This is a genomic window from Pantoea sp. VS1 (assembly GCF_002207995.1).
Lineage (GTDB): Bacteria > Pseudomonadota > Gammaproteobacteria > Enterobacterales > Enterobacteriaceae > Pantoea > Pantoea dispersa.
In genome coordinates, this window is the sequence record NZ_NHZE01000004.1 from 116,342 (window position 1) to 135,569 (window position 19,228).

At 58.6% G+C, this 19,228-nt stretch carries 18 protein-coding genes; 9 read left to right on the top strand and 9 right to left on the bottom strand.

The annotated features are described in order from the left end of the window. The first annotated feature begins 117 nt into the window (after window positions 1-117). The 5 genes from rstA to CBW22_RS01190 all read left to right on the top strand — a co-directional run bounded on the left by rstA (window position 118) and on the right by CBW22_RS01190 (window position 5,415). Complete coding sequence (rstA, locus tag CBW22_RS01170) at window positions 118-840, top strand: two-component system response regulator RstA (protein ID WP_021506113.1); 723 nt, start codon at window positions 118-120, stop codon at window positions 838-840. Then, on the top strand, window positions 840-2,150 hold the full coding sequence (gene rstB / locus CBW22_RS01175) for a two-component system sensor histidine kinase RstB (protein WP_021506114.1): 1,311 nt from the start codon (window positions 840-842) through the stop codon (window positions 2,148-2,150). Before rstA ends, rstB begins: the two co-directional genes overlap by 1 nt. Before the next feature lie 12 nt (window positions 2,151-2,162). Further along, a complete protein-coding gene (locus CBW22_RS01180) occupies window positions 2,163-3,650 on the top strand; it encodes a carboxypeptidase M32 (RefSeq protein WP_088515814.1) in 1,488 nt (495 codons plus the stop codon). A gap of 203 nt (window positions 3,651-3,853) precedes the next feature. Beyond that, window positions 3,854-4,330, top strand: a complete 477-nt coding sequence (asr, locus tag CBW22_RS01185) for an acid resistance repetitive basic protein Asr (protein ID WP_071813568.1) — start codon at window positions 3,854-3,856, stop codon at window positions 4,328-4,330. Window positions 4,331-4,608: 278 nt separating this feature from the next. After that, complete coding sequence (locus CBW22_RS01190) at window positions 4,609-5,415, top strand: trypsin-like serine peptidase (protein WP_021506118.1); 807 nt, start codon at window positions 4,609-4,611, stop codon at window positions 5,413-5,415. 1 nt (window position 5,416) lies between these two features. Here CBW22_RS01190 and hrpA read toward each other — a convergent pair whose 3' ends face one another. Further along, entirely contained in the window at window positions 5,417-9,313 is a 3,897-nt protein-coding gene (hrpA, locus tag CBW22_RS01195) for an ATP-dependent RNA helicase HrpA (RefSeq protein ID WP_088515815.1), read from the bottom strand. A gap of 254 nt (window positions 9,314-9,567) precedes the next feature. Between hrpA and azoR the strand changes: the two genes are divergently transcribed. Further along, window positions 9,568-10,167 (top strand): FMN-dependent NADH-azoreductase, encoded by a 600-nt coding sequence (gene azoR / locus CBW22_RS01200; protein ID WP_021506120.1) that lies wholly within the window; start codon window positions 9,568-9,570, stop codon window positions 10,165-10,167. A gap of 78 nt (window positions 10,168-10,245) precedes the next feature. On the opposite strand, the gene CBW22_RS01205 is transcribed toward azoR, so the two are convergent. Genes CBW22_RS01205 through CBW22_RS01215 form a run of 3 tightly spaced genes read right to left on the bottom strand, consistent with a single transcriptional unit; the run spans window position 10,246 to window position 13,381 of the window. Further along, the gene (locus CBW22_RS01205; protein WP_021506121.1) at window positions 10,246-10,566 is read right to left on the bottom strand and encodes a YdbL family protein; all 321 of its coding nucleotides are present in this window, start codon (window positions 10,564-10,566) and stop codon (window positions 10,246-10,248) included. Between the two features lie 11 nt (window positions 10,567-10,577). Next, a complete protein-coding gene (locus CBW22_RS01210) occupies window positions 10,578-10,766 on the bottom strand; it encodes a YnbE family lipoprotein (protein ID WP_010618431.1) in 189 nt (62 codons plus the stop codon). Further along, entirely contained in the window at window positions 10,763-13,381 is a 2,619-nt protein-coding gene (locus CBW22_RS01215) for a YdbH family protein (protein ID WP_088515816.1), read from the bottom strand. Before CBW22_RS01215 ends, CBW22_RS01210 begins: the two co-directional genes overlap by 4 nt. Window positions 13,382-13,546: 165 nt before the next feature. On the opposite strand from CBW22_RS01215, the gene CBW22_RS01220 reads away from it, so the two are divergent. Further along, the gene (locus tag CBW22_RS01220; protein WP_088515817.1) at window positions 13,547-14,539 is read left to right on the top strand and encodes a 2-hydroxyacid dehydrogenase; all 993 of its coding nucleotides are present in this window, start codon (window positions 13,547-13,549) and stop codon (window positions 14,537-14,539) included. Window positions 14,540-14,554: 15 nt separating this feature from the next. Here the strand turns inward: CBW22_RS01220 and CBW22_RS01225 are convergent, their stop codons facing one another. Continuing rightward, window positions 14,555-14,827 carry a putative hemolysin gene (locus tag CBW22_RS01225; protein ID WP_021506124.1) on the bottom strand — a complete coding sequence of 91 codons (273 nt, stop codon included), beginning with the start codon at window positions 14,825-14,827 and terminating at the stop codon, window positions 14,555-14,557. A gap of 188 nt (window positions 14,828-15,015) precedes the next feature. On the opposite strand from CBW22_RS01225, the gene CBW22_RS01230 reads away from it, so the two are divergent. Further along, a complete protein-coding gene (locus CBW22_RS01230) occupies window positions 15,016-15,672 on the top strand; it encodes an MgtC/SapB family protein (RefSeq protein WP_021506125.1) in 657 nt (218 codons plus the stop codon). Window positions 15,673-15,748: 76 nt separating this feature from the next. On the opposite strand, the gene CBW22_RS01235 is transcribed toward CBW22_RS01230, so the two are convergent. Continuing rightward, complete coding sequence (locus tag CBW22_RS01235; protein ID WP_010618426.1) at window positions 15,749-15,949, bottom strand: DUF2767 family protein; 201 nt, start codon at window positions 15,947-15,949, stop codon at window positions 15,749-15,751. 146 nt (window positions 15,950-16,095) lie between these two features. Further along, window positions 16,096-16,461 (bottom strand): anti-adapter protein IraP, encoded by a 366-nt coding sequence (gene iraP, locus CBW22_RS01240; protein ID WP_088515818.1) that lies wholly within the window; start codon window positions 16,459-16,461, stop codon window positions 16,096-16,098. 325 nt (window positions 16,462-16,786) lie between these two features. Between iraP and ttcA the strand changes: the two genes are divergently transcribed. Further along, window positions 16,787-17,722, top strand: coding sequence for a tRNA 2-thiocytidine(32) synthetase TtcA (gene ttcA / locus CBW22_RS01245; protein ID WP_021506126.1), 936 nt, complete (start codon window positions 16,787-16,789; stop codon window positions 17,720-17,722). 53 nt (window positions 17,723-17,775) lie between these two features. Here the strand turns inward: ttcA and CBW22_RS26230 are convergent, their stop codons facing one another. Together CBW22_RS26230 and zntB are read right to left on the bottom strand one after the other, a co-directional pair. Continuing rightward, the gene (locus CBW22_RS26230) at window positions 17,776-17,922 is read right to left on the bottom strand and encodes a hypothetical protein (protein ID WP_021506127.1); all 147 of its coding nucleotides are present in this window, start codon (window positions 17,920-17,922) and stop codon (window positions 17,776-17,778) included. A 308-nt stretch (window positions 17,923-18,230) separates the two neighbouring features. Next, a complete protein-coding gene (zntB, locus tag CBW22_RS01255; protein WP_021506128.1) occupies window positions 18,231-19,214 on the bottom strand; it encodes a zinc transporter ZntB in 984 nt (327 codons plus the stop codon). Window positions 19,215-19,228: the final 14 nt, after the last annotated feature.

The following is a 19,228-nucleotide window of genomic DNA, read 5'->3' on the forward strand; positions in this document are numbered from 1 at the left end:
ATAATGGCACATTTCACGGTGTACATACCAGTAAGACAAGGATAATTCGTGCGGTAGCGTAGAGCTCAGGACCAGGAAAAGCTATGCTGCTGACATTCTCAGCCATGACAGAGCATTATGAACAAAATTGTCTATGTGGAAGATGAGCCGGAAGTCGGCGAACTGATTGCGGCTTATCTTGGCCGCCACGATATTGAGGTGCTGGTTGAGACGCGCGGCGATCGCGCGGAAGCAACCATTCTCGCCGCCGATCCGGATCTGGTATTACTGGATATCATGCTTCCGGGCAAAGATGGCATGACGCTGTGCCGCGATTTGCGTGCGCACTGGCAGGGCCCGATTGTGCTGCTGACCTCGCTCGACAGCGACATGAACCACATTCTGGCGCTGGAGATGGGCGCCAATGACTATATTCTGAAAACCACGCCGCCGGCGGTGCTGCTGGCGCGGCTGCGCCTGCATCTGCGCCAGGCGCACGTGGCCAAACCGGAAGCCGCACCTGCCGTGCAGAGCTCGCAAAAGGTGCTGCGGTTCGGTTCGCTCACCATTGATGCGCTCAACCGCCAGGTGATCCTGTTCGACGAACCCATCACCCTTTCGACCGCCGATTTTGATCTGCTGTGGGAGCTGGCGAGCCACGCCGGAGAAATTCTCGACCGTGACGCGTTGCTGAAAACCCTGCGCGGCGTGAGCTATGACGGTATGGATCGCAGCATCGACGTCGCCATTTCACGCCTGCGCAAGAAACTGTACGACAGCGCCACCGAGCCGTTCCGCATCAAAACCATCCGTAACAAAGGCTATCTGTTCGCGCCGCAGGCCTGGGATACCCGCTCCTGATGAGAAAGCTCTTCATTCAGTTCTATCTGCTGCTGTTCGTCTGCTTCCTGGTGATGACGCTGCTGGTGGGTCTGGTGTACAAATTCACCGCCGAGCGCGCCGGGCGCCAGTCGATGAACGACCTGATGGCCAGTTCGCTGTTTCTGATGCGCAGCGAACTGCGTGAGATCCCGCCGCGCGACTGGAACAAAACCATCCGCAACCTCGATCTCGATTTATCCTTTGAGCTGCACATCGAACCGATGAGCAAATATCAGCTGGACGAAGCCGACATGAAGCGGCTGCGCGCCGGTGAGATCGTCGCCCTCGACGATCAGTACACCTTCCTGCAGCACATCCCGCGCAGCCACTATGTGCTGTCGGTCGGACCGATTCCTTACCTGTTTTATCTGCACCAGATGCGCATCCTTGATATCGCCCTGCTGGCGTTTATTGGCATGTCGCTGGCGCTGCCGGTGTTCATCTGGCTGCGCCCGCACTGGCAGGAGATGCAGCGGCTGGAGAAAGCGGCTCAGCGCTTTGGTCGCGGCGAGCTTGACGTGCGCACCCATTTTGAAAATACCTCCAGCCTGCACAGCCTTGGCGTGGCGTTCAACCAGATGGCGGACAACATCAATACGCTGGTGGCGAGTAAAAAACAGCTGATTGATGGTATCGCGCACGAGCTGCGCACGCCGCTGGTCCGGCTGCGTTACCGGCTGGAGATGAGTGAAAACCTCAGCGCGGCAGAATCCGCGGCGCTGAACCGTGACGTCGGCCAGCTGGAGAGCCTGATTGAGGAGCTGCTGACCTATGCGCGCCTCGACCGGCCGCGCGTTGACCTCAATCTGCAATCTTTCGATCTGGCGCAGTGGCTGCGCGTGCACATCGCTGACGTGCAGACCATGAACCCGCAGACGCACATTACGCTGGATATTCCGCAGCTGGAAAACATTGGCGCGGCAGATACGCGCCTGATGGAGCGGGTGCTGGATAACCTCGTGAATAACGCCCTGCGCTATGCGCAGCAGCGGCTGCGTGTCAGCCTGTGGTTTGACGGCGCCATCGGCAATCTGCAGGTTGAAGATGATGGTCCGGGCATTCCGCCGGATGAACGCCAGCGGGTATTCGAGCCTTTCGTACGGCTCGATCCCAGCCGCGATCGCGCCACCGGCGGCTGCGGCCTCGGTCTGGCGATTGTACACTCTATTGCGCAGGCGCTGCAGGGCCAGGTCTCGATTGAGAGCAGTCCGCTGGGCGGCGCCTGCGTGCGCTTCTGCTGGCCGGTTGATCTCCCCCTGCGCGACGTGACGCCGCGCTTACCTTCATAAGGAGCTTGTTACATGACTGCAGCTTATCAGGAACTTAGCCGCACTTTTCAGCGCCTGGCGCGTTTTGGCCATCTGGGCACGATTGCCGGCGTGGATATGCAAACCACCATGCCGCCGGGCGGCAGCCAGGCGCGTGGAGAAGCGATGGCGGAGCTGAGCGTATTTATGCACGAGCTGCTGACCGACAAGCGCCTCGGCGGGCTGTTTGACGCCGCCGGACAGGAGTCGCTGAACGATGTGGAGCAGGCCAATCTGGGCGAAATGCAGCGCGCGTGGCGCCAGGCAACGCTGCTGCCGGCCTCGCTGGTGGAAGCCAAATCGCTGGCCGGCTCGCGCTGTGAACACGCGTGGCGCAGTCAGCGTCCGGCCAATGACTGGCAGGGCTTCAGCGCTAACCTGAAAGAAGTGGTGAAGCTGAGCCGCGAAGAGGCTCAGCTGCGCGCCGATGCGCTCGGCGTATCACGCTACGATGCGCTGCTGGATGTGTTTGAGCCCGGCATGACCAGCGCGCAGCTCGACAGCACTTTTGGCGATCTGAAAAGCTGGCTGCCGGACCTGCTGCAAAAAGCGGTAGCCCGCCAGCAGGCAACGCCGATTGCCCAGCCGGTCGGCCCCTTCGCCATCGAATCACAAAAGCAACTCGGCCTGAGCGTGATGGCGACGTTAGGGTTTGATTTTAATCACGGCCGGCTGGACGTGAGCGCGCACCCGTTCTGCGGCGGCGTACCGGAAGATGTGCGTATCACCACACGCTACAACGAAAACGATTTTCTCAGCGCGCTGATGGGCGTGATCCACGAAACCGGCCATGCGCGCTATGAGCAGAATCTGCCACAGCAGTGGCGCGGACAGCCGGTGGCGCTGGCGCGCTCGACCGCGATGCATGAATCGCAGAGCCTGTTTATGGAGATGCAGCTGGGGCGCAGTCACGCCTTCCTGCAGCATATTCATCCCCAGGTGGTGGCGCTGATGGGCGACCAGCCGGCGCTGGAACGCAACAACTTTATTCGGCTGACCCAGCGCGTGAAGCCGGGCTTCATTCGCGTTGATGCCGACGAGCTGAGCTATCCGGCCCACGTGATTTTACGTTACGAAATCGAGCGGGCGCTGATTGAAGGCGAGATTGAGGTCGAGGATATTCCGGCGCTGTGGGATGAAAAAATGCAGCAGTCGCTGGGGATCGATACGCGCGGCAACTACCGCGACGGCTGTATGCAGGATATTCACTGGACCGACGGCGCCTTCGGCTACTTCCCGACCTACACGCTGGGCGCGATGTACGCCGCTCAGCTGTTCCAGGCGGTAAAACGCGCCATTCCGCAGGTGGACGAATTGATTCAGCAGGGCGAACTGCAACCGGTGTTTGACTGGCTGCAGCAGAACATCTGGCAGCACGGCAGCCGCTTCCCGACGCAGCAGCTGCTGATCAATGCCACTGGCGAGGCGCTCAATCCACACTATTTCCGTCAGCATCTGGAACAGCGTTATCTCTCTGCCTGATTCGTGCGGCGGCCTGCCCGGCCGCCGTTTTTTGCGCGGAGAGTGATCCGCACTTATCCCCGCCCTGCCCGGTTTTCCTGCTTTGTACAATCCGTTACACGCCGATACCATTCCCTCACTGAAGGCGCGAATTGTTTTACATATAGTGCATTCACCGGCCCCGCAGTGGGCTACACATGAAAAAATAGTTCGAGGGTTTTGCAATGAAAAAATTATTTGCGCTGGTGATCGCCGCTGCTATGGGTCTGTCTTCTGTAGCCTTCGCTGCTGAGACAACAACTGCTGCTCCTGCTGCTGCTGCAACTACCGCTGCACCGGCTAAGCACAAAGCTGTTCACCACAAAAAAGCTGCTGCTCAGAAAGCGCAGGCTGCCAAAAAGCACAAGAAAGTAGAGAAGAAAGCACCAGCGGCTCAGAAAGCGCAGGCGGCTAAAAAGCACCACAAGAAAGCCACCAAACCAGCTGCTCAGAAAGCCCAGGCCGCTAAAAAGCACCACAAGAAAGCCACCAAGCCAGCTGCTCAGAAAGCCCAGGCTGCTAAAAAACACCACAAAGCCACCAAGCCAGCTGCACAGAAAGCTCAGGCGGCTAAAAAGCACCACAAAAAAGTAACCAAACCTGCTGCTCAGAAAGCTCAGGCTGCTAAAAAGCACCACAAAGCGAAAAAAGCTGCTAAATAAGGTTGCCTTGCGCGCCAACACCGCATTAATGATTGAAAACACCCGGTTCTGCCGGGTGTTTATTTACTGGAGTAGCGAAAAATGGTGCGTCGCTATCGCTTCGAAATTATCCTGATTGTCATGATTCTGTGCGGCATTATTGCGGCCAGCTTTTTTATCTAGTCGTTGTAGCGTGCTGATTACTCCAATATTTCTCCCTTTTTTACCGCTCACCGACTATAGTTATCGCTCAAGCGTGATGACCATAACCTCTATTTATTCTCGCCATTGAGAGAACTATGCGCCTGGCTATCCTGTTATTTGTAGGTCTTTTTAGCTTTAACCTCACAGCACATGCCGATGATGAAGACGGCCCCAGCCCGGAAGAGATTAAGACCCTGTTCTTCGGCAAAGATCATCGTAAAGCCATTACCGACGTCAGTGCGGCGCCGTGGGATGCCATTGGTCAGTTAGAGACGGAAAGCGGCAATCTGTGCAGTGCCACGTTGATTTCGGCCCATCTGGCGCTGACGGCCGGACACTGCTTACTGACGCCCCCGGGCAAATTCGACAAGCCGGTCGCGCTGCGCTTTATGGCGGGTGCCAAAGGCTGGCGTTACGAAATTCATGATATTGACGCGCGCGTGGAGCCTTCGCTGGCGCGGCGTCTGCAGGCGGATGGTGAAGGCTGGATCGTGCCGCCAGACGCGGCGCCTTACGATTACGGCCTGGTGATTCTGCACAATCCGCCATCCGGTATCGTGCCGATTCCGCTGTTTGACGGTTCGCGCAGCGATTTAACCGCCGCGCTGAAAACCACCGACCGCAAAGTAACACAGGCCGGTTATCCCGCTGACCATCTGGATACGCTCTACTCGCACAGCGATTGCCTGATCACCGGCTGGGCGCAGCGTGCCGTGCTGTCGCACCAGTGCGACACCCTGCCGGGCGACAGCGGTTCACCGCTGCTGCTGAAGCGCGACGGCGAGTGGCAGCTGATTGCGGTACAGAGCTCGGCACCGGCACCGGCCGATCGCTATCGCGCCGATAACCGCGCCATTGCCGTTACATCCTTTAAAGACAAGCTGGAAGCGCTGGCGCAATAAGTCAGCCCAGCTGCTCCATCGCCTGCAGAATACGTTTGTCGGAGATGGGATACGGCGTGCCCAGCTGCTGCGCAAAATAACTGATGCGCAGCTCCTCCAGCATCCAGCGAATCGCCTGTACCTCTTCATCGTCCTGACGCTGCGGCGGCAGCTTGTTACGCCAGCTTTGCCACGCCTGCTCTACCGCCTGCACTTTCAGCATCCGCGCCCGATCGCTGTGCGGATCGACCGGCAGCTTCTCCAGCCGGCGCTCAATACCGTGCAGATAGCGCAGTGTGTCACCCAGCCGCTGATAGCCGTTGCCGGTGACAAAACCGCGATACACCAGGCCGCTCAGCTGCGTTTTGATATCCGCCAGCGCCAGTGCCAGCGTCATGTCCACCCGCCCCTTGAGGAACTTGTTGATGTTGAACACGCTGGTAAGAATCTGCTCGACCTGGCTGGCGATGGTCACCACCGTGTCGTTCAGTTCAGCGCGTACTTTATCGCGCAGCTGCTCGAAGTTTTCCTGCTGCCAAGCCGGCCCACCGGCGTCCGCCATCAGCTTATCCACGCCGCAGGCGATACAGTCATCAATCAGCTCCAGTACTTTGCCGTACGGATTGAAATAGAGTCCGAGCTTGGCTTTGTTTGGCAGCTTCTCGTGCAGATACTTGATCGGCGAAGGAATGTTCAGCAGCAATAACCGCCGCTGGCCACGCCACATCATCTTCTGCTGCTCGCGTTCACTGTCAAACAGGCGAATCGCGACGCTGTCTTTTTCATCCACCAGCGCCGGCCAGGCTTTGACCTGATAATTGCCGCGCTTCTGCTCGTAGCTTTGCGGCAGATCGCCGAAGCTCCACAGATGCAGCCCGCGCTGTTCCAGCCCGTCATCCGCCACGTTGGACAGCGTTTCCTGTACCTTGCCCTTCAGCACCTGCTTCAGCTGATGCAGGTCTTTGCCTTCCTGCAGCTTCCGGTTGTGCTCATCCACCACGCGGAAGGTCATTTTCAGGTGATCGGGCACCTGATCCCACTGCCAGGCGTCGCGCTCAATGGTGACGCCAGACATGCGGCGGAACTCACGCTCCAGCGCATCCAGCAGCGGCTGCTCCAGCGCCGTCACGCGGCGAAGAAAGGCTTCGGCGTAATTGGGTGCCGGCACAAAGTTGCGTCGCACCGGCTTGGGCAGCGACTTGATTAGCGCGATGATCAGCTCGCGGCGCACGCCGGGGATCTGCCACTCGAAACCGGCTTCGTCGACCTGGTTGAGCAGCGGCAGCGGGATGTGCACCGTCACGCCATCCGCATCGGCCCCCGGTTCGAACTGATAGCTGAGCTTCAGTTTCAGGTTGCCCTGATACCAGAAGTTCGGGTAATCCAGCTGGCTGACCTTCTCCGCCCCGTCTTTGATCAGCATCTGCTTATCAAAGCTCAGCAGGTCCGGATTGTCCTTACTGGCCTGTTTCCACCAGCTGTCAAAGTGCCGCGCTGAGACCACCTCGCTGCCAATGCGGCGATCGTAAAACGCAAACAGCGTCTCGTCATCGACTAAAATGTCGCGCCGCCGCGATTTGTGCTCCAGATCCTCGATTTCATTGCGCAGTTTCAGGTTGTTTCGGAAGAAGGCGTGACGCGTCTGCCAGTCGCCCTCCACCAGCGCATGACGGATAAACAGCTCCCGGCTGAGTTGCGGATCGATGCGGCTGTAATTGACCTTACGCGCCTGCACAATCGGCAGCCCGTACAGCGTAACTTTCTCGGTGGCCATGACTGCGCCCTGCGCTTTCTCCCAGTGTGGTTCACTGTAGCTGCGCTTCAGCAGATGCTGGGCCAGCGGTTCGATCCACTCCGGGTCGATGCGCGCCGCAACGCGGCCCCACAGGCGACTGGTTTCCACCAGTTCCGCCACCACGGTCCATTTTGGCGGCTTCTTAAACAGCCCGGAACCGGGGAAAATAGCAAACCGCGCGTTGCGTGCGCCGGTAAACTCCTGCTTTTCCGCATCTTTCTGACCGATGTGTGACAGTAGACCGGTGAGCAGCGCGCAGTGCACTTCGCGGTATGGTGCCGGCTCGCTGTTGAGCGGCATACCCAGTTCCCGCACCACCTGACGCAGCTGGGTGTAGATGTCCTGCCATTCGCGCACGCGCAGGTAATTGAGATAATCGCTTTTACACTGGCGGCGGAACTGGTTGCCGGACAGCGCTTTCTGCTGTTCCTGCAGGTAGTTCCACAGATTGACAAAAGCGAGAAAGTCTGACTCTTTGTCGGCAAAACGCCGGTGTTTCTCGTCAGATGCCTGCTGTTTCTCCACCGGACGCTCGCGCGGATCCTGAATCGACAGCGCAGCGGCAATAATCATCACTTCGCGCACGCAGCCAAATTTCTGCGCTTCCAGCACCATGCGCGCCAGCCGCGGATCGACCGGCAACTGTGCCAGACTGCGCCCGGACGGCGTCAGTTTGTACGCACCTTCCTCGCTCAGGGTAATCGCGCCGAGCTCCTCCAGCAGGCGCACGCCGTCCTGAATGTTGCGCTTATCCGGCGCTTCAACGAACGGGAATGCGGCGATGTCGCCCAGTCCAAGCGCCGTCATCTGCAAAATCACCGACGCCAGGTTGGTACGCAGAATTTCCGGGTCCGTAAACGCCGGGCGGCTGAGGAAATCATCCTCCGAATAGAGGCGGATACAGATCCCTTCCGACACGCGGCCGCAGCGCCCTTTACGCTGGTTAGCCGACGCCTGCGAGATCGGCTCGATCGGCAGTCGCTGCACTTTGGTGCGGTAGCTGTAACGGCTGATGCGCGCAGTGCCGGGATCGATGACATATTTAATGCCCGGCACGGTGAGCGAGGTCTCGGCGACGTTGGTCGCCAGCACAATGCGGCGGCCACTGTGCGCCTGGAACACCCGGTTCTGTTCGGCGTTGGACAGGCGCGCATAGAGCGGCAGAATCTCGGTGTGCGGTAAATCGCGCTTCATCAGTGCATCGGCGGTATCGCGAATTTCGCGCTCGCCGCTCATGAAGATCAGGATATCGCCGCGCCCTTCGCTGCTCAGTTCGTCAACCGCATCAAAGATTGCCTGCAGCTGATCGCGCTCGGTGTCCTCGGCATCTTCTACCACCGGACGATAGCGTACATCGACCGGATACGTGCGGCCCGAAACCTCGATTACCGGGGCATTATTGAAGTGGCGCGAAAAGCGCTGCGGATCGATGGTCGCGGAGGTGATGATCACTTTCAGATCGGGACGACGCGGCAGCAGTTCGCGCAGGTAACCCAGCAGGAAATCGATGTTCAGACTGCGTTCATGCGCTTCATCGATGATGATGGTGTCATACTGCAGCAGCAGACGATCCTGCTGAATTTCCGCCAGCAGAATACCGTCGGTCATCAGTTTGACCTGAGTGGTTTCGCTGACCTGATCGTTAAACCGCACCTTGTAACCGACGGTGCCGCCGGGCGTGGTTTCCAGCTCTTCGGCAATGCGGTTCGCCACGGTGCGTGCCGCCAGACGACGCGGCTGCGTATGCCCAATCAGCCCTTTCACACCGCGCCCGAGCGCCAGACAGATCTTTGGCAGCTGGGTGGTTTTACCTGAGCCGGTCTCACCGGCGACAATCACTACCTGATGATCGCGAATCGCGTCGGCGATGTCCTGCTGCTTCTGGCTGACCGGCAGATTGACCGGAAACGTAATGCGCGGCGTCGCGGCGGCGCGCTGCGCCACGCGCTGTTCTGCCGCGGCGAACACCGGCTCCAGCTCAGCCATAATTTCCTGCTGCGCCGCGGGATTTTTCACTTTTGCCGCCCCGTGCAGACGACGCTGCAGCGCTTTGCGGTCGCGCAGCATCAGGTTATCGAGCCGCGACCAGAGGGGGGCCAGAGGTGACGTAACGGATGATGACATAGTGATGAATTACCTGTTGTTGCAGTGAGCCGGCACTTACGGCTCGGCGCCGGGCAGAATTTTCCGGCGGATTCAATCGATTAATGCCCGCCATCTTAGCACAGATTGGAACATCTCACCTGACCGGACGTGCCACCTTATTCAATAATTTCGAACATAGGCCTCGAAATATTGCGCTTTTACCTGCCGGACGAACTCCGTAGAGTGTAACGCATTGAGCGGTAAGCCAACCGCGTAACGTACAGGAAAATACCATGAGCAAAGTTTTAGTTCTGAAATCAAGCATCCTTGCCGGTTATTCACAGTCTAACCAGCTGGCAGACTTCTACGCTGATGAAGCCCGCGCCAAAGGCGACGAAGTCACGGTACGCGATCTGGCTGCCCAGCCGATTCCGGTACTGGACGGTGAACTGGTTGGCGCCCTGCGTCCTTCAGACGCGCCGCTGTCGCCACGTCAGCAGGACGCGCTGGCCCTGTCCGATGAACTGATTGCTGAACTGCAGGCGCACGATACCGTGGTTATCGCCGCTCCGATGTACAACTTCAACATTCCTACTCAGTTGAAAAACTACTTTGACCTGATTGCCCGTGCCGGCGTCACCTTCCGCTACACCGAAGCAGGCCCGGAAGGTCTGGTGAAAGGCAAACGTGCGGTGATCCTCTCCAGCCGTGGCGGCATTCACAAAGACACCCCGACTGATCTGCTGACCCCGTACGTGAAACTGTTCCTCGGCTTCATCGGCATCACCGACGTTGACTTCGTGTTCGCCGAAGGCATTGCCTACGGTCCGGAAGTGGCAACCAAAGCCGCCAGCGATGCCAAAGACGCCATCAAACAGATTGTTGCTGCGTAATCATCATTAAAACGATGCTATCTGTCTTGCCGGGCCTGAGTGCCCGGCTTTTTTATGCCTGCGCAATCGTGGAAGCGGCTATTTCTGCACCCACTGGCCATTAATCCCGCGCACATATTCGCCGCTGCCGGCACGGTTAACCAGCTTCTCACCGGCGATGCGCGCCACCTCGGCGGTGGTGAGATTGTTCTGCTGCGCCACGCGCTGATACTGCTGGCTGCGGCCGTCATTGATGCGCTTAACCAGCGCCAGCGTCTCGTCATCCTGCTGACGAGCGGCGATGTAACCGCTCAGCGTTTCGCCCACACGCCCCTGCTGGCGCGCCTGATCCAGCGTCAGCGCCCAGGCCGACGGCACCAGCAAAAACGCCAGCAACAGCGCTATCCCCTTGCGTTTCATCGGGCCTCTCCTCAAAACAGTCCGCTCTGATTCTTCAGCAGCGCTTCGACGTCTTTATCCACCTTGATGTGGATTTCATGTTCGATTTTTACGTTCATGTTGATGGTGATTGGCTCTTTGGGTGCGGCGACTTCGATGCGCGGCACACAGCCCAGCAGCGGCAGTCCCGCTGTCAGCACCAGTAATGCCCTCAGGCTCATGGTTTCGGGTCCTTGTTGGATGGCAGGGTGGCGTTTTGCTCCACCCAGGATTGCAAATTATCGCCAAAGCGCAGGCTGCGCCACAGCTCGAACAGGTTTTCCTGATGACGGTAATTAAGATTGACGGACTGGCGGCGGTTACTGAACTGGCTGGTGCCTTTCACCTCGCTTTGCAGAATCAGGTTACCGAAGTTATCCAGATCCAGCGTCGCCCACGAACGGGCAATCTCCATGTAGCGCAGCCAGTCCATCGCCGCCCCGGCGGCCACGTTATTGCTGACAATCGCATCCGCCATGTCTTTGTCCATGCGGAACGTCAGCGGGCCACTGTTGGCGATCCAGCCCTTTTCAATCAGCCAGTGCGGATTGTTCACCCACAGCGGCAATTCGCCATTCACTTTACCGGACATGGCAAACTGCTTCGGCTTGAGCGCCGTCACCAGCCGGCTGAGATCAATGTCACGCAGCGAAATCCGCGCCGGCTGATGCTGCGGTAAACGCAATGCTGGCATGCTGACGTGCCCGCCGAGCAGATCGAGATTGACGTTGCTGAGCGTCAGCGGCTGGCGCTCCTGCCACGGATAGTGGCCCTGCAGATCCGCGGTAATGTTCTGCAGCGCAAACTGGTTTTTCACTTCGGCGATGCGCAGCGACACCGGCCCGCGGCGCCCCAGCTGCCACTGATGATCTTTCAGGCGGAACGGCAGGGTAAAATCGATGCCGTTGATTTCGCTGTCCGGCATCCATACGCTGCCCTGTTTCACCGCCCAGAAACCGCCCGCCTCAAACCCCTGGCCGCTGGCGGCGGAAAAGGCCATCTGCGCGCGCAGCTCGCCAGACTGGATACGCATCTTCAGATCGCTGCTCAGCAGCGGCTGAAATACGCTAAGCGACTGCGCCGGCCACCAGGCTTCGCCGCGCAGCCGCTCGCCGTCCCAGCGGCCATGCACTCGCAGCGGTCCGATGTCTTCAGCGGTGAGCTGACCGCGCCACAGAAAATGCCCTGGATCGCGGCCTTTGGCATCGAAACGCAGTTCGGACGGCGGCAGCCAGCCACCGTAGCTGAAGCGGGTCTGGCCGGAACGCAGCGCAAACCCGCCGTTAAACGCTGGCTGTGCCACATCGCGCAGCCAGCGCACCGGCGCGGTCAGCGTCAGGCGCGGCTTATCCACCTGCACCATGCCGTACGCCAGCTGATCAAACCCGGTGTTCAGCGTATCGAGGCTGATCAGGGTGTCGTGCCAGCTGCCGGTGCCCTTCACATCCCATTTGGCGCTAAGCGGCGCCATCACGCCTTCGCCCCAGTAACGCCAGTTCCAGCGTCCGCTGTCTGGCCAGAAGTCGCTGGCGCGGCCGTCGAGATGCAGCCTGAAGCGGCCGAAACTGGGGTCGTGCGCGTTGAGAATCGCCTGTAACCGGCCGTTGATGCCGCGCGAGGCCACGCTGACGCCGGCCAGCGGCCAGCGCGCTTCATCCACTTCCAGCGTCGAGAGTAAGCGTCCGCGCAGGCGCAGCAGTGCGCCAGGCTGCAGGCTGAGCTGCGGATCGCTGAGCATGCCATGTAATTGTCCGGGAATGGTGCCGTACAGCTGCAGGTCGGCAAACTTGCTTTCGCCGGTTAACTGGAACGGCAGTGCGCTGTCAGTCAGGCTCAGCTTGCCCGGCCCAACGCTCAGTACCAGGTTGCCTTTCCCGCCGCGACCGGCGGTCAGTAAATTGAAGCGGCCGCGGATCTGCGTCTGTTCCAGCCCCTGCTGCCAGTCATCCAGCGTCAGCGCCACGCCGCCCGACAGCGGCTGCGACCCGAACGGCCAGCGCCAGTGACCGGCAGTGATGCGGATTTGCTGCGCATCGACCTGCCACGGCAGCTGCAACAACGGCTGTGGTTCCTGTTGCTGGCGCACCACCAGTTCGCCCTGCTGCTGCTGCCAGTTGAGCGTCAGCGCCAGCGGCTGCGGCCACTGCGTCAGGTTAAGCGCACCGCTGAGCTCACCCGCCACCGGCAGGCCATCGGCAAACGTTGGCAGCGTCAAATTGCCATGCAGTTCGACCGGTTGCGGCAGTATGGGATGGCTGAGCTGCAGCTGATCAATGTGCAGCTGCTGCCCCTGCAGGCGCGCGGCGATGCGCAGGTTGTCGCCCTGATAACGCAGTTGCTGAAGGTCTTTGTCTAAGGTCAGATCGAAGCGGCCGGCATATTGCTGCCATGGCAAAATACTGAGCTGTTGCAGATGGATATCCGCGCCGGGCAGCATCTGCTGCCACTCTGCGAGGCTGCGCGGCGCATCGCGCGTGGCACTGTGCGGCAGCGCCTGCAGGCAATCGCTGTTTAGCGCCACCTCGCGCGCATCAAGCTGCCAGCGCTGTTGCGTCCGGCCAAGCCCCACGTCCGCGACCTGCGCCAGCAGGCAGTCACCGGCCAGATAGCGCACATCAGGAAATACCAGCCGGCCCTGCTGCCAGTGCGGCGCGCCGTGTAGCTCGACGCGGGTATTTTCCGGCAGCCAGATACCCGCCAGCCGCGGCAGCCAGTGCGTCAGCGTCAGCAGCAATCCCAGCAGCAGCAGTATCAGCGCCAGTAGCGCAGCAAGTAGTCGACGGAGGCCCCGCGTCATGGCTGTTAACGTTCCTGTTCTTTACCCAATCCTGACAGAGATGATGGCATGTTACGCCCGGCAAATGAAGGCGTTACCGCTTTAGTCTGGCTGAAGAACAGCAAAATGACGCGGAAAACGTTATCCTGATGTGATACCGACGTAGCATTTTTCAGGAGCGAAACAATGAAAGTTGCGGTTTACAGCACCAAGCATTACGACCAGAAATACCTCGAGCACGTTAACGAAGGCTACGGATTTGAGCTGCAGTTTTTTGACTTCCTGCTGAGCGAAACCACGGCGAAAAACGCCGCTGGCTGTGACGCGGTCTGTATCTTCGTTAACGATGACGGGAGCAAAGCGGTGCTGGCGGAGCTGGCGGCGCTGGGCGTGAAATATATCGCGCTGCGCTGTGCTGGTTTCAATAACGTCGACCTCGACGCCGCAGCCGCGCTGGGACTGCAGGTGGTGCGCGTGCCCGCTTACTCGCCGGAAGCGGTAGCGGAACACGCGGTAGGTCTGATGATGACGCTCAACCGCCGTATTCACCGCGCTTACCAGCGCACGCGCGATGCCAACTTCTCGCTGGACGGCCTGACCGGTTTCAACATGCATAACAAAACCGCTGGCGTGGTCGGCACCGGCAAGATTGGTGTGGCGACGATGCGCATCCTGAAAGGTTTTGGCATGCGTCTGCTGGCGTACGATCCGTACCCAAGTGACGCCGCGCTGGCGCTCGGGGCGGAATATGTTGATTTGAAAACGCTGCTGGCGGAGTCCGATGTCATCACCCTGCACTGTCCGCTGACGCCGGAAAACCACCATCTGCTCAACGCGCAGGCGTTCAGCCAGATGAAAGATGGCGTGATGATTATCAATACCAGCCGCGGTGGGCTGATTGATTCACAGGCGGCGATTGAGGCGCTAAAACAGCAGAAAATCGGCTCGCTCGGCATGGACGTGTATGAGAACGAACGCGACCTGTTTTTTGAAGACAAGTCGAATGACGTGATTCAGGACGACGTGTTCCGCCGCCTGTCGGCCTGTCACAACGTGTTGTTTACCGGCCATCAGGCCTTTCTCACCGCCGAAGCGCTGACGGCGATTTCAGAAACCACACTCAGTAATTTACAGCAGCTGGCACGCGGGGAAACCTGTTCGAATCAGGTTAAGGCGTAAGGTTCTGCGCCTGCGTTAGCGGGCGCAGGCACCGCCGATCAGCGCCTGTTCGTCGCAGCGACGACCGTTAGCCAGCTGACACATCCCGATGCGTGAACCGTCTAACTGACGCGAGAACGCCAGCGTGCCGCCTGCGCTGTTGCAGTTGGCTTCTGCCATGGACGACATCACAACGTGCGGCTGCACGTGCGCGGCGGTGGCCTGTTGCGGCGGTTCATTGTCGCTGTTGCTGCTGCAGGCAGAGAGTAACAGCGCTGCGCCGGCCAGCAGTAAAGTTGCGGCTTTCATCGGTCGGGCTCCGGGTGTGTGAGCGGAAAAGTCGCACCAGCATATGTCAGCAGCGGTGCGCGATCGATAGGCGACACAGCTTTTTACAAAATTTAATATCGCCATTGGCAAGCAGAATTATCCTGATTGCAGCGTTTTCCCTCTTTCTCTGCCTGTTCATACAAAACATCAATCAATAAGGAGGAAGGATGTTAGCCGACATGCTCATCCGCATCGCGTTAGCCGGAATACTGGGCGGACTGATTGGCCTGGAGCGCCAGATGCGCGCTAAAGAAGCGGGCCTGCGCACCCACATTCTGGTCGGTATTGGCAGCGCCATGTTCATGCTGGTGTCAAAATATGGCTTTGCCGATATGCTGACTAACGACCATGTGGCGCTGGATCCCAGCCGTATTGCGGCGCAGGTGGTCAGCGGCATGGGCTTCCTTGGCGCTGGCACCATCATCATTCAAAAGCAGATTGTGAAAGGCCTGACGACCGCCGCCGGCCTGTGGGTGACCGCCGCGATTGGCCTGGTGATCGGTAGCGGCATGTATGAAATCGGTATTTACGGCACGGTGCTGGCGCTGGTGGTGCTGGAAACGTTCCGCCGTATCAGCCACTGGCTGATTGGCCGCCATCACACCCTCATCGTCCATCTTAAGGCCAAAAGCGTACCGCTGGTGTTGCTGGTACTGCAGCGCGAAAATTTGCGCTATGGCCACATCGCTGTAGTCAATCGTAACGAAGAAAGCGGCCTGTGCGAGCTGAGTGTTGAGGTGACATTGTCACGCAGATTTCCTATGCACAGCATTTATGACAAAGTGATGGAAATCAAAGGCGTGCAGTCGCTGGAAATGGTTTGACTGCGCTGGCGCTAGCAGGTTAATCGCTGCAGTGGAGGGAAGACAAAAGCCCGGCGCTGAAGGCCGGGCGGCTGGGTTAGCAGGGTTTGAGTTGTCCAATCGCCATTTCAACGGCGCGATTGGGCGCGCCGGTTAATTCCCGATAGCGCAGTTGCAGGTTACGCAACTCGCTGGCCAGCACCTCTTTTTCGGTAGCGGCACCGCGCTGCGCCAGTTCCAGATAGCATTGCCCCACCAGCCGGCACGCCTCCTCAAACACCATATCGTACGTTTGCATTGTTCCTCTCCTCACCTTTAAAAACTAAAAAAAGCGCTGAATCCATCCTGTCAGCGCAGTGAGAAGAAATCTTTACCCAGATCAATAAACATGCAGTTACCGCTGGCAAAATGTGCGCAATGGTAGCCGACTGCGGCGCAGCGCGATTAGGACGGATCCTTTTTGTCGTCATCGCCGGCGCTGCTCACACCGGTAATACCTTCCAGCGCCTGCTGGTTGATGACATCATCGGCGCTGTCAACCGCACGCGAAATCGTCAACAGATCCTGAAACTCGCTCAGCAGAATAGCGGCGTCCGACTTAAGCATATCGTCAGCCTCGGCTGACTCAATCACCATGTTGATGGCTTTGTTGGCGCTTTCAATAACTTCAGTTACACCGCCTTTCTTACTGACGGCCAGTACCAGCGCACCGATCAGCAGCGACTGAGCCTCAACGCGCGCGGTCAACTGCTTGGTGGTGGCATCAATTTGTGAAATCTTCGCCAGCATGCTTAACACAACATTTTTCATCGCTTATTCCTCCCTGGGGAAGCAGGCAGTGTACCGCTTGCCAAATCCGCGACAAACTAAAAATTGTTAATAGCGCAACAGGTCTCTGACCGCGATCGCGCGGCGCAAAGAGCGCATCACCGGCAAACCCATAAATCGTGCTGGAATTTGGCGCTGTAATCCGTACCATACGCCACAGACTTTTCCTGCTGACTGCGGTCAGCCGGCACCCATAAAGGCCAGCGCAGCGACCCGCAGCGTGCGCGGACACGGTTAATGCAGGCCTGACCAGGGCCGCATCAACGCGACATCCGCAGCTGACCAGCGATCACCGAGACCGAAACTCATGTCTGAACATCAAGAAGTTAATAAAAAAGAGCAGTACAACCTGAACAAACTGCAGAAGCGCCTGCGCCGTAACGTCGGTGAAGCGATTGCGGATTTCAACATGATTGAGGAAGGCGATCGCATCATGGTGTGCCTGTCCGGCGGTAAAGACAGCTACACTATGCTGGAAATTCTGCGTAACCTGCAGCAGAGCGCGCCGGTCAATTTTTCGCTGGTGGCGGTGAATCTTGACCAGAAACAGCCGGGATTCCCGGCACACGTGCTGCCGGCTTACCTCGACACGCTGGGCGTGGAGTATCAGATCGTCAACGAAGACACTTACTCCATCGTTAAAGAAAAAATTCCGGAAGGCAAAACCACCTGCTCGCTCTGTTCACGCCTGCGTCGCGGTATTCTTTACCGTACCGCCACTGAACTGGGCTGCACCAAGATTGCCTTAGGTCACCACCGCGATGACATCCTGCAGACGCTGTTCCTCAACATGTTTTACGGCGGCAAGATGAAAGGCATGCCGCCAAAACTGATGAGTGACGACGGTAAACATATCGTGATTCGCCCGCTGGCCTACTGCCGCGAAAAAGATATCGTACGGTTTGCCGAAGCACGCCAGTACCCTATCATTCCATGCAACCTGTGTGGTTCACAGCCGAACCTGCAGCGCCAGGTGGTTGCCGATATGCTGCGTGACTGGGACAAGCGCTATCCGGGCCGCATTGAAACCATGTTCAGCGCCATGCAGAATATCGTGCCATCGCATATGGCTGATATTAATCTGTTTGATTTTAAAGGCATTAAGCATGGTGATGCGGTGGTTGACGGCGGGGACATTGGTTTCGATCGCGAATCGCTGCCAGCGCAGCCAGTCGGCTGGCAGGCTGACGAGGACGATCAGCCGGACCTGAGCGCTCGCCTCGACGTGCTGGAAATTAAATAACGCGGTGACTTTGCAGCATAGAGGCGCGTCGCTCCGGCAACGCGCCTTTTTTATTAGCGGTGCGGCGGAGGATCGCTAATCGGCGGAAATTCAGGATCGTGCGGCGGCTCAGGCTCGGGGATCGGCTGCGGTTGCGGCACGGGTTCGGGAATCGGTGGCGGATCGGTCGGGATAGGTTCGCTGGCGTGAATCATGCGCATGCCGTTCTCCTGTTCGCTGAATGTCTGTTAAGCATAGGAAAGGATGCGGCAGCAAGCCAAACGGCAAAAAAAAAGCCGGCGGATAAGCCGGCGTCGTACGAATCAAATGTGCTATGCAGTAATTCAAAAAAAGGAAGTAAGACAATATGGAGCGCAACGCCCATCGCTTGACGTTGCATTCACCTGCGGGAGAGAGTTTGCCCCGGTTGGGCTATGCGCTTATTGATGTCGATCAGGTTTTTTCCGCTTTTCTCCCCTGCACCGCCACAATTACCCGTTCATGACCTGCAGATAACCCCCTGATAACATCACAGCCAGTTGCGGCGTTTCAGCCACAGCGCGACCCCCAGCACCATCACCAGTAACAACCCGCAGAACATGGTAAAGCCGTGCGGCCAGCTGCCACCGGGAATGCCACCGAGATTGACGCCAAACAGCCCGGTGAGAAACGTGGCGGGCAGGAAAATCATCGCCATCAGCGACATGGTGTAAGTGCGCCGGTTCATGGATTCCGCCAGCAGCGAGGCTACTTCATCCGCCAGAATGCCGGTACGCGCCACGCCCGCATTGAGGTCATCCAGCCCGCGCCCCAGCCGGTCCGCGACATCCTGCATGCGGCGGCGATCGTCATCGCTCATCCACGGCAGTTTCTCGCTTGCCAGCCGCGCATAGACATCACGCTGCGGCGCCATATAGCGGCGCATGACGATCAGCTGTTTGCGCAGCAGCGCCAGTTCACCGCGCGCCGGGACCTGCTGGTCCATCAGCGCATCTTCCAGCGCGATAATTTTATCGTGCATCTCTTCAATGAATTCGCTGGCGTGATCGGTGAGCGCATCGCAGACGTCCACCAGCCAGCTGCCGCCGTCCACCGGGCCGTTGCCGTTTTGCAGATCGGTCAGCACTTCATCAATGGCATACACTTTGCGACGGCGGGTAGAAACAATCAGCTTGTCATTGATAAATACGCGCATCGCCACCAGCTGGTCCGGGCGCGAATCGGCGTTATGATTCACGCTGCGCAGCACGATCATAAAGCCGTCACCGAGACGCGTCACGCGCGGTCGCATGCTGTCACCGGCCAGCGCATCCCGCACCGCATCAGGAATAAGCGGCGTGTGCTGCAACCAGTCGGCGCTTTGCCGCTGGGTGTAGTTCAGATGCAGCCAGCAGTGACGCTCGCAGTTGATGACATCTTTATCTTCAATGGCGATAACGCCACCCTTGCCGTCGAACTGGCAGGCGACAATCGCATCCGACACCTGCAGCGCTTTTCCTTCAATGACGTTCACGTACTCGCCTCACT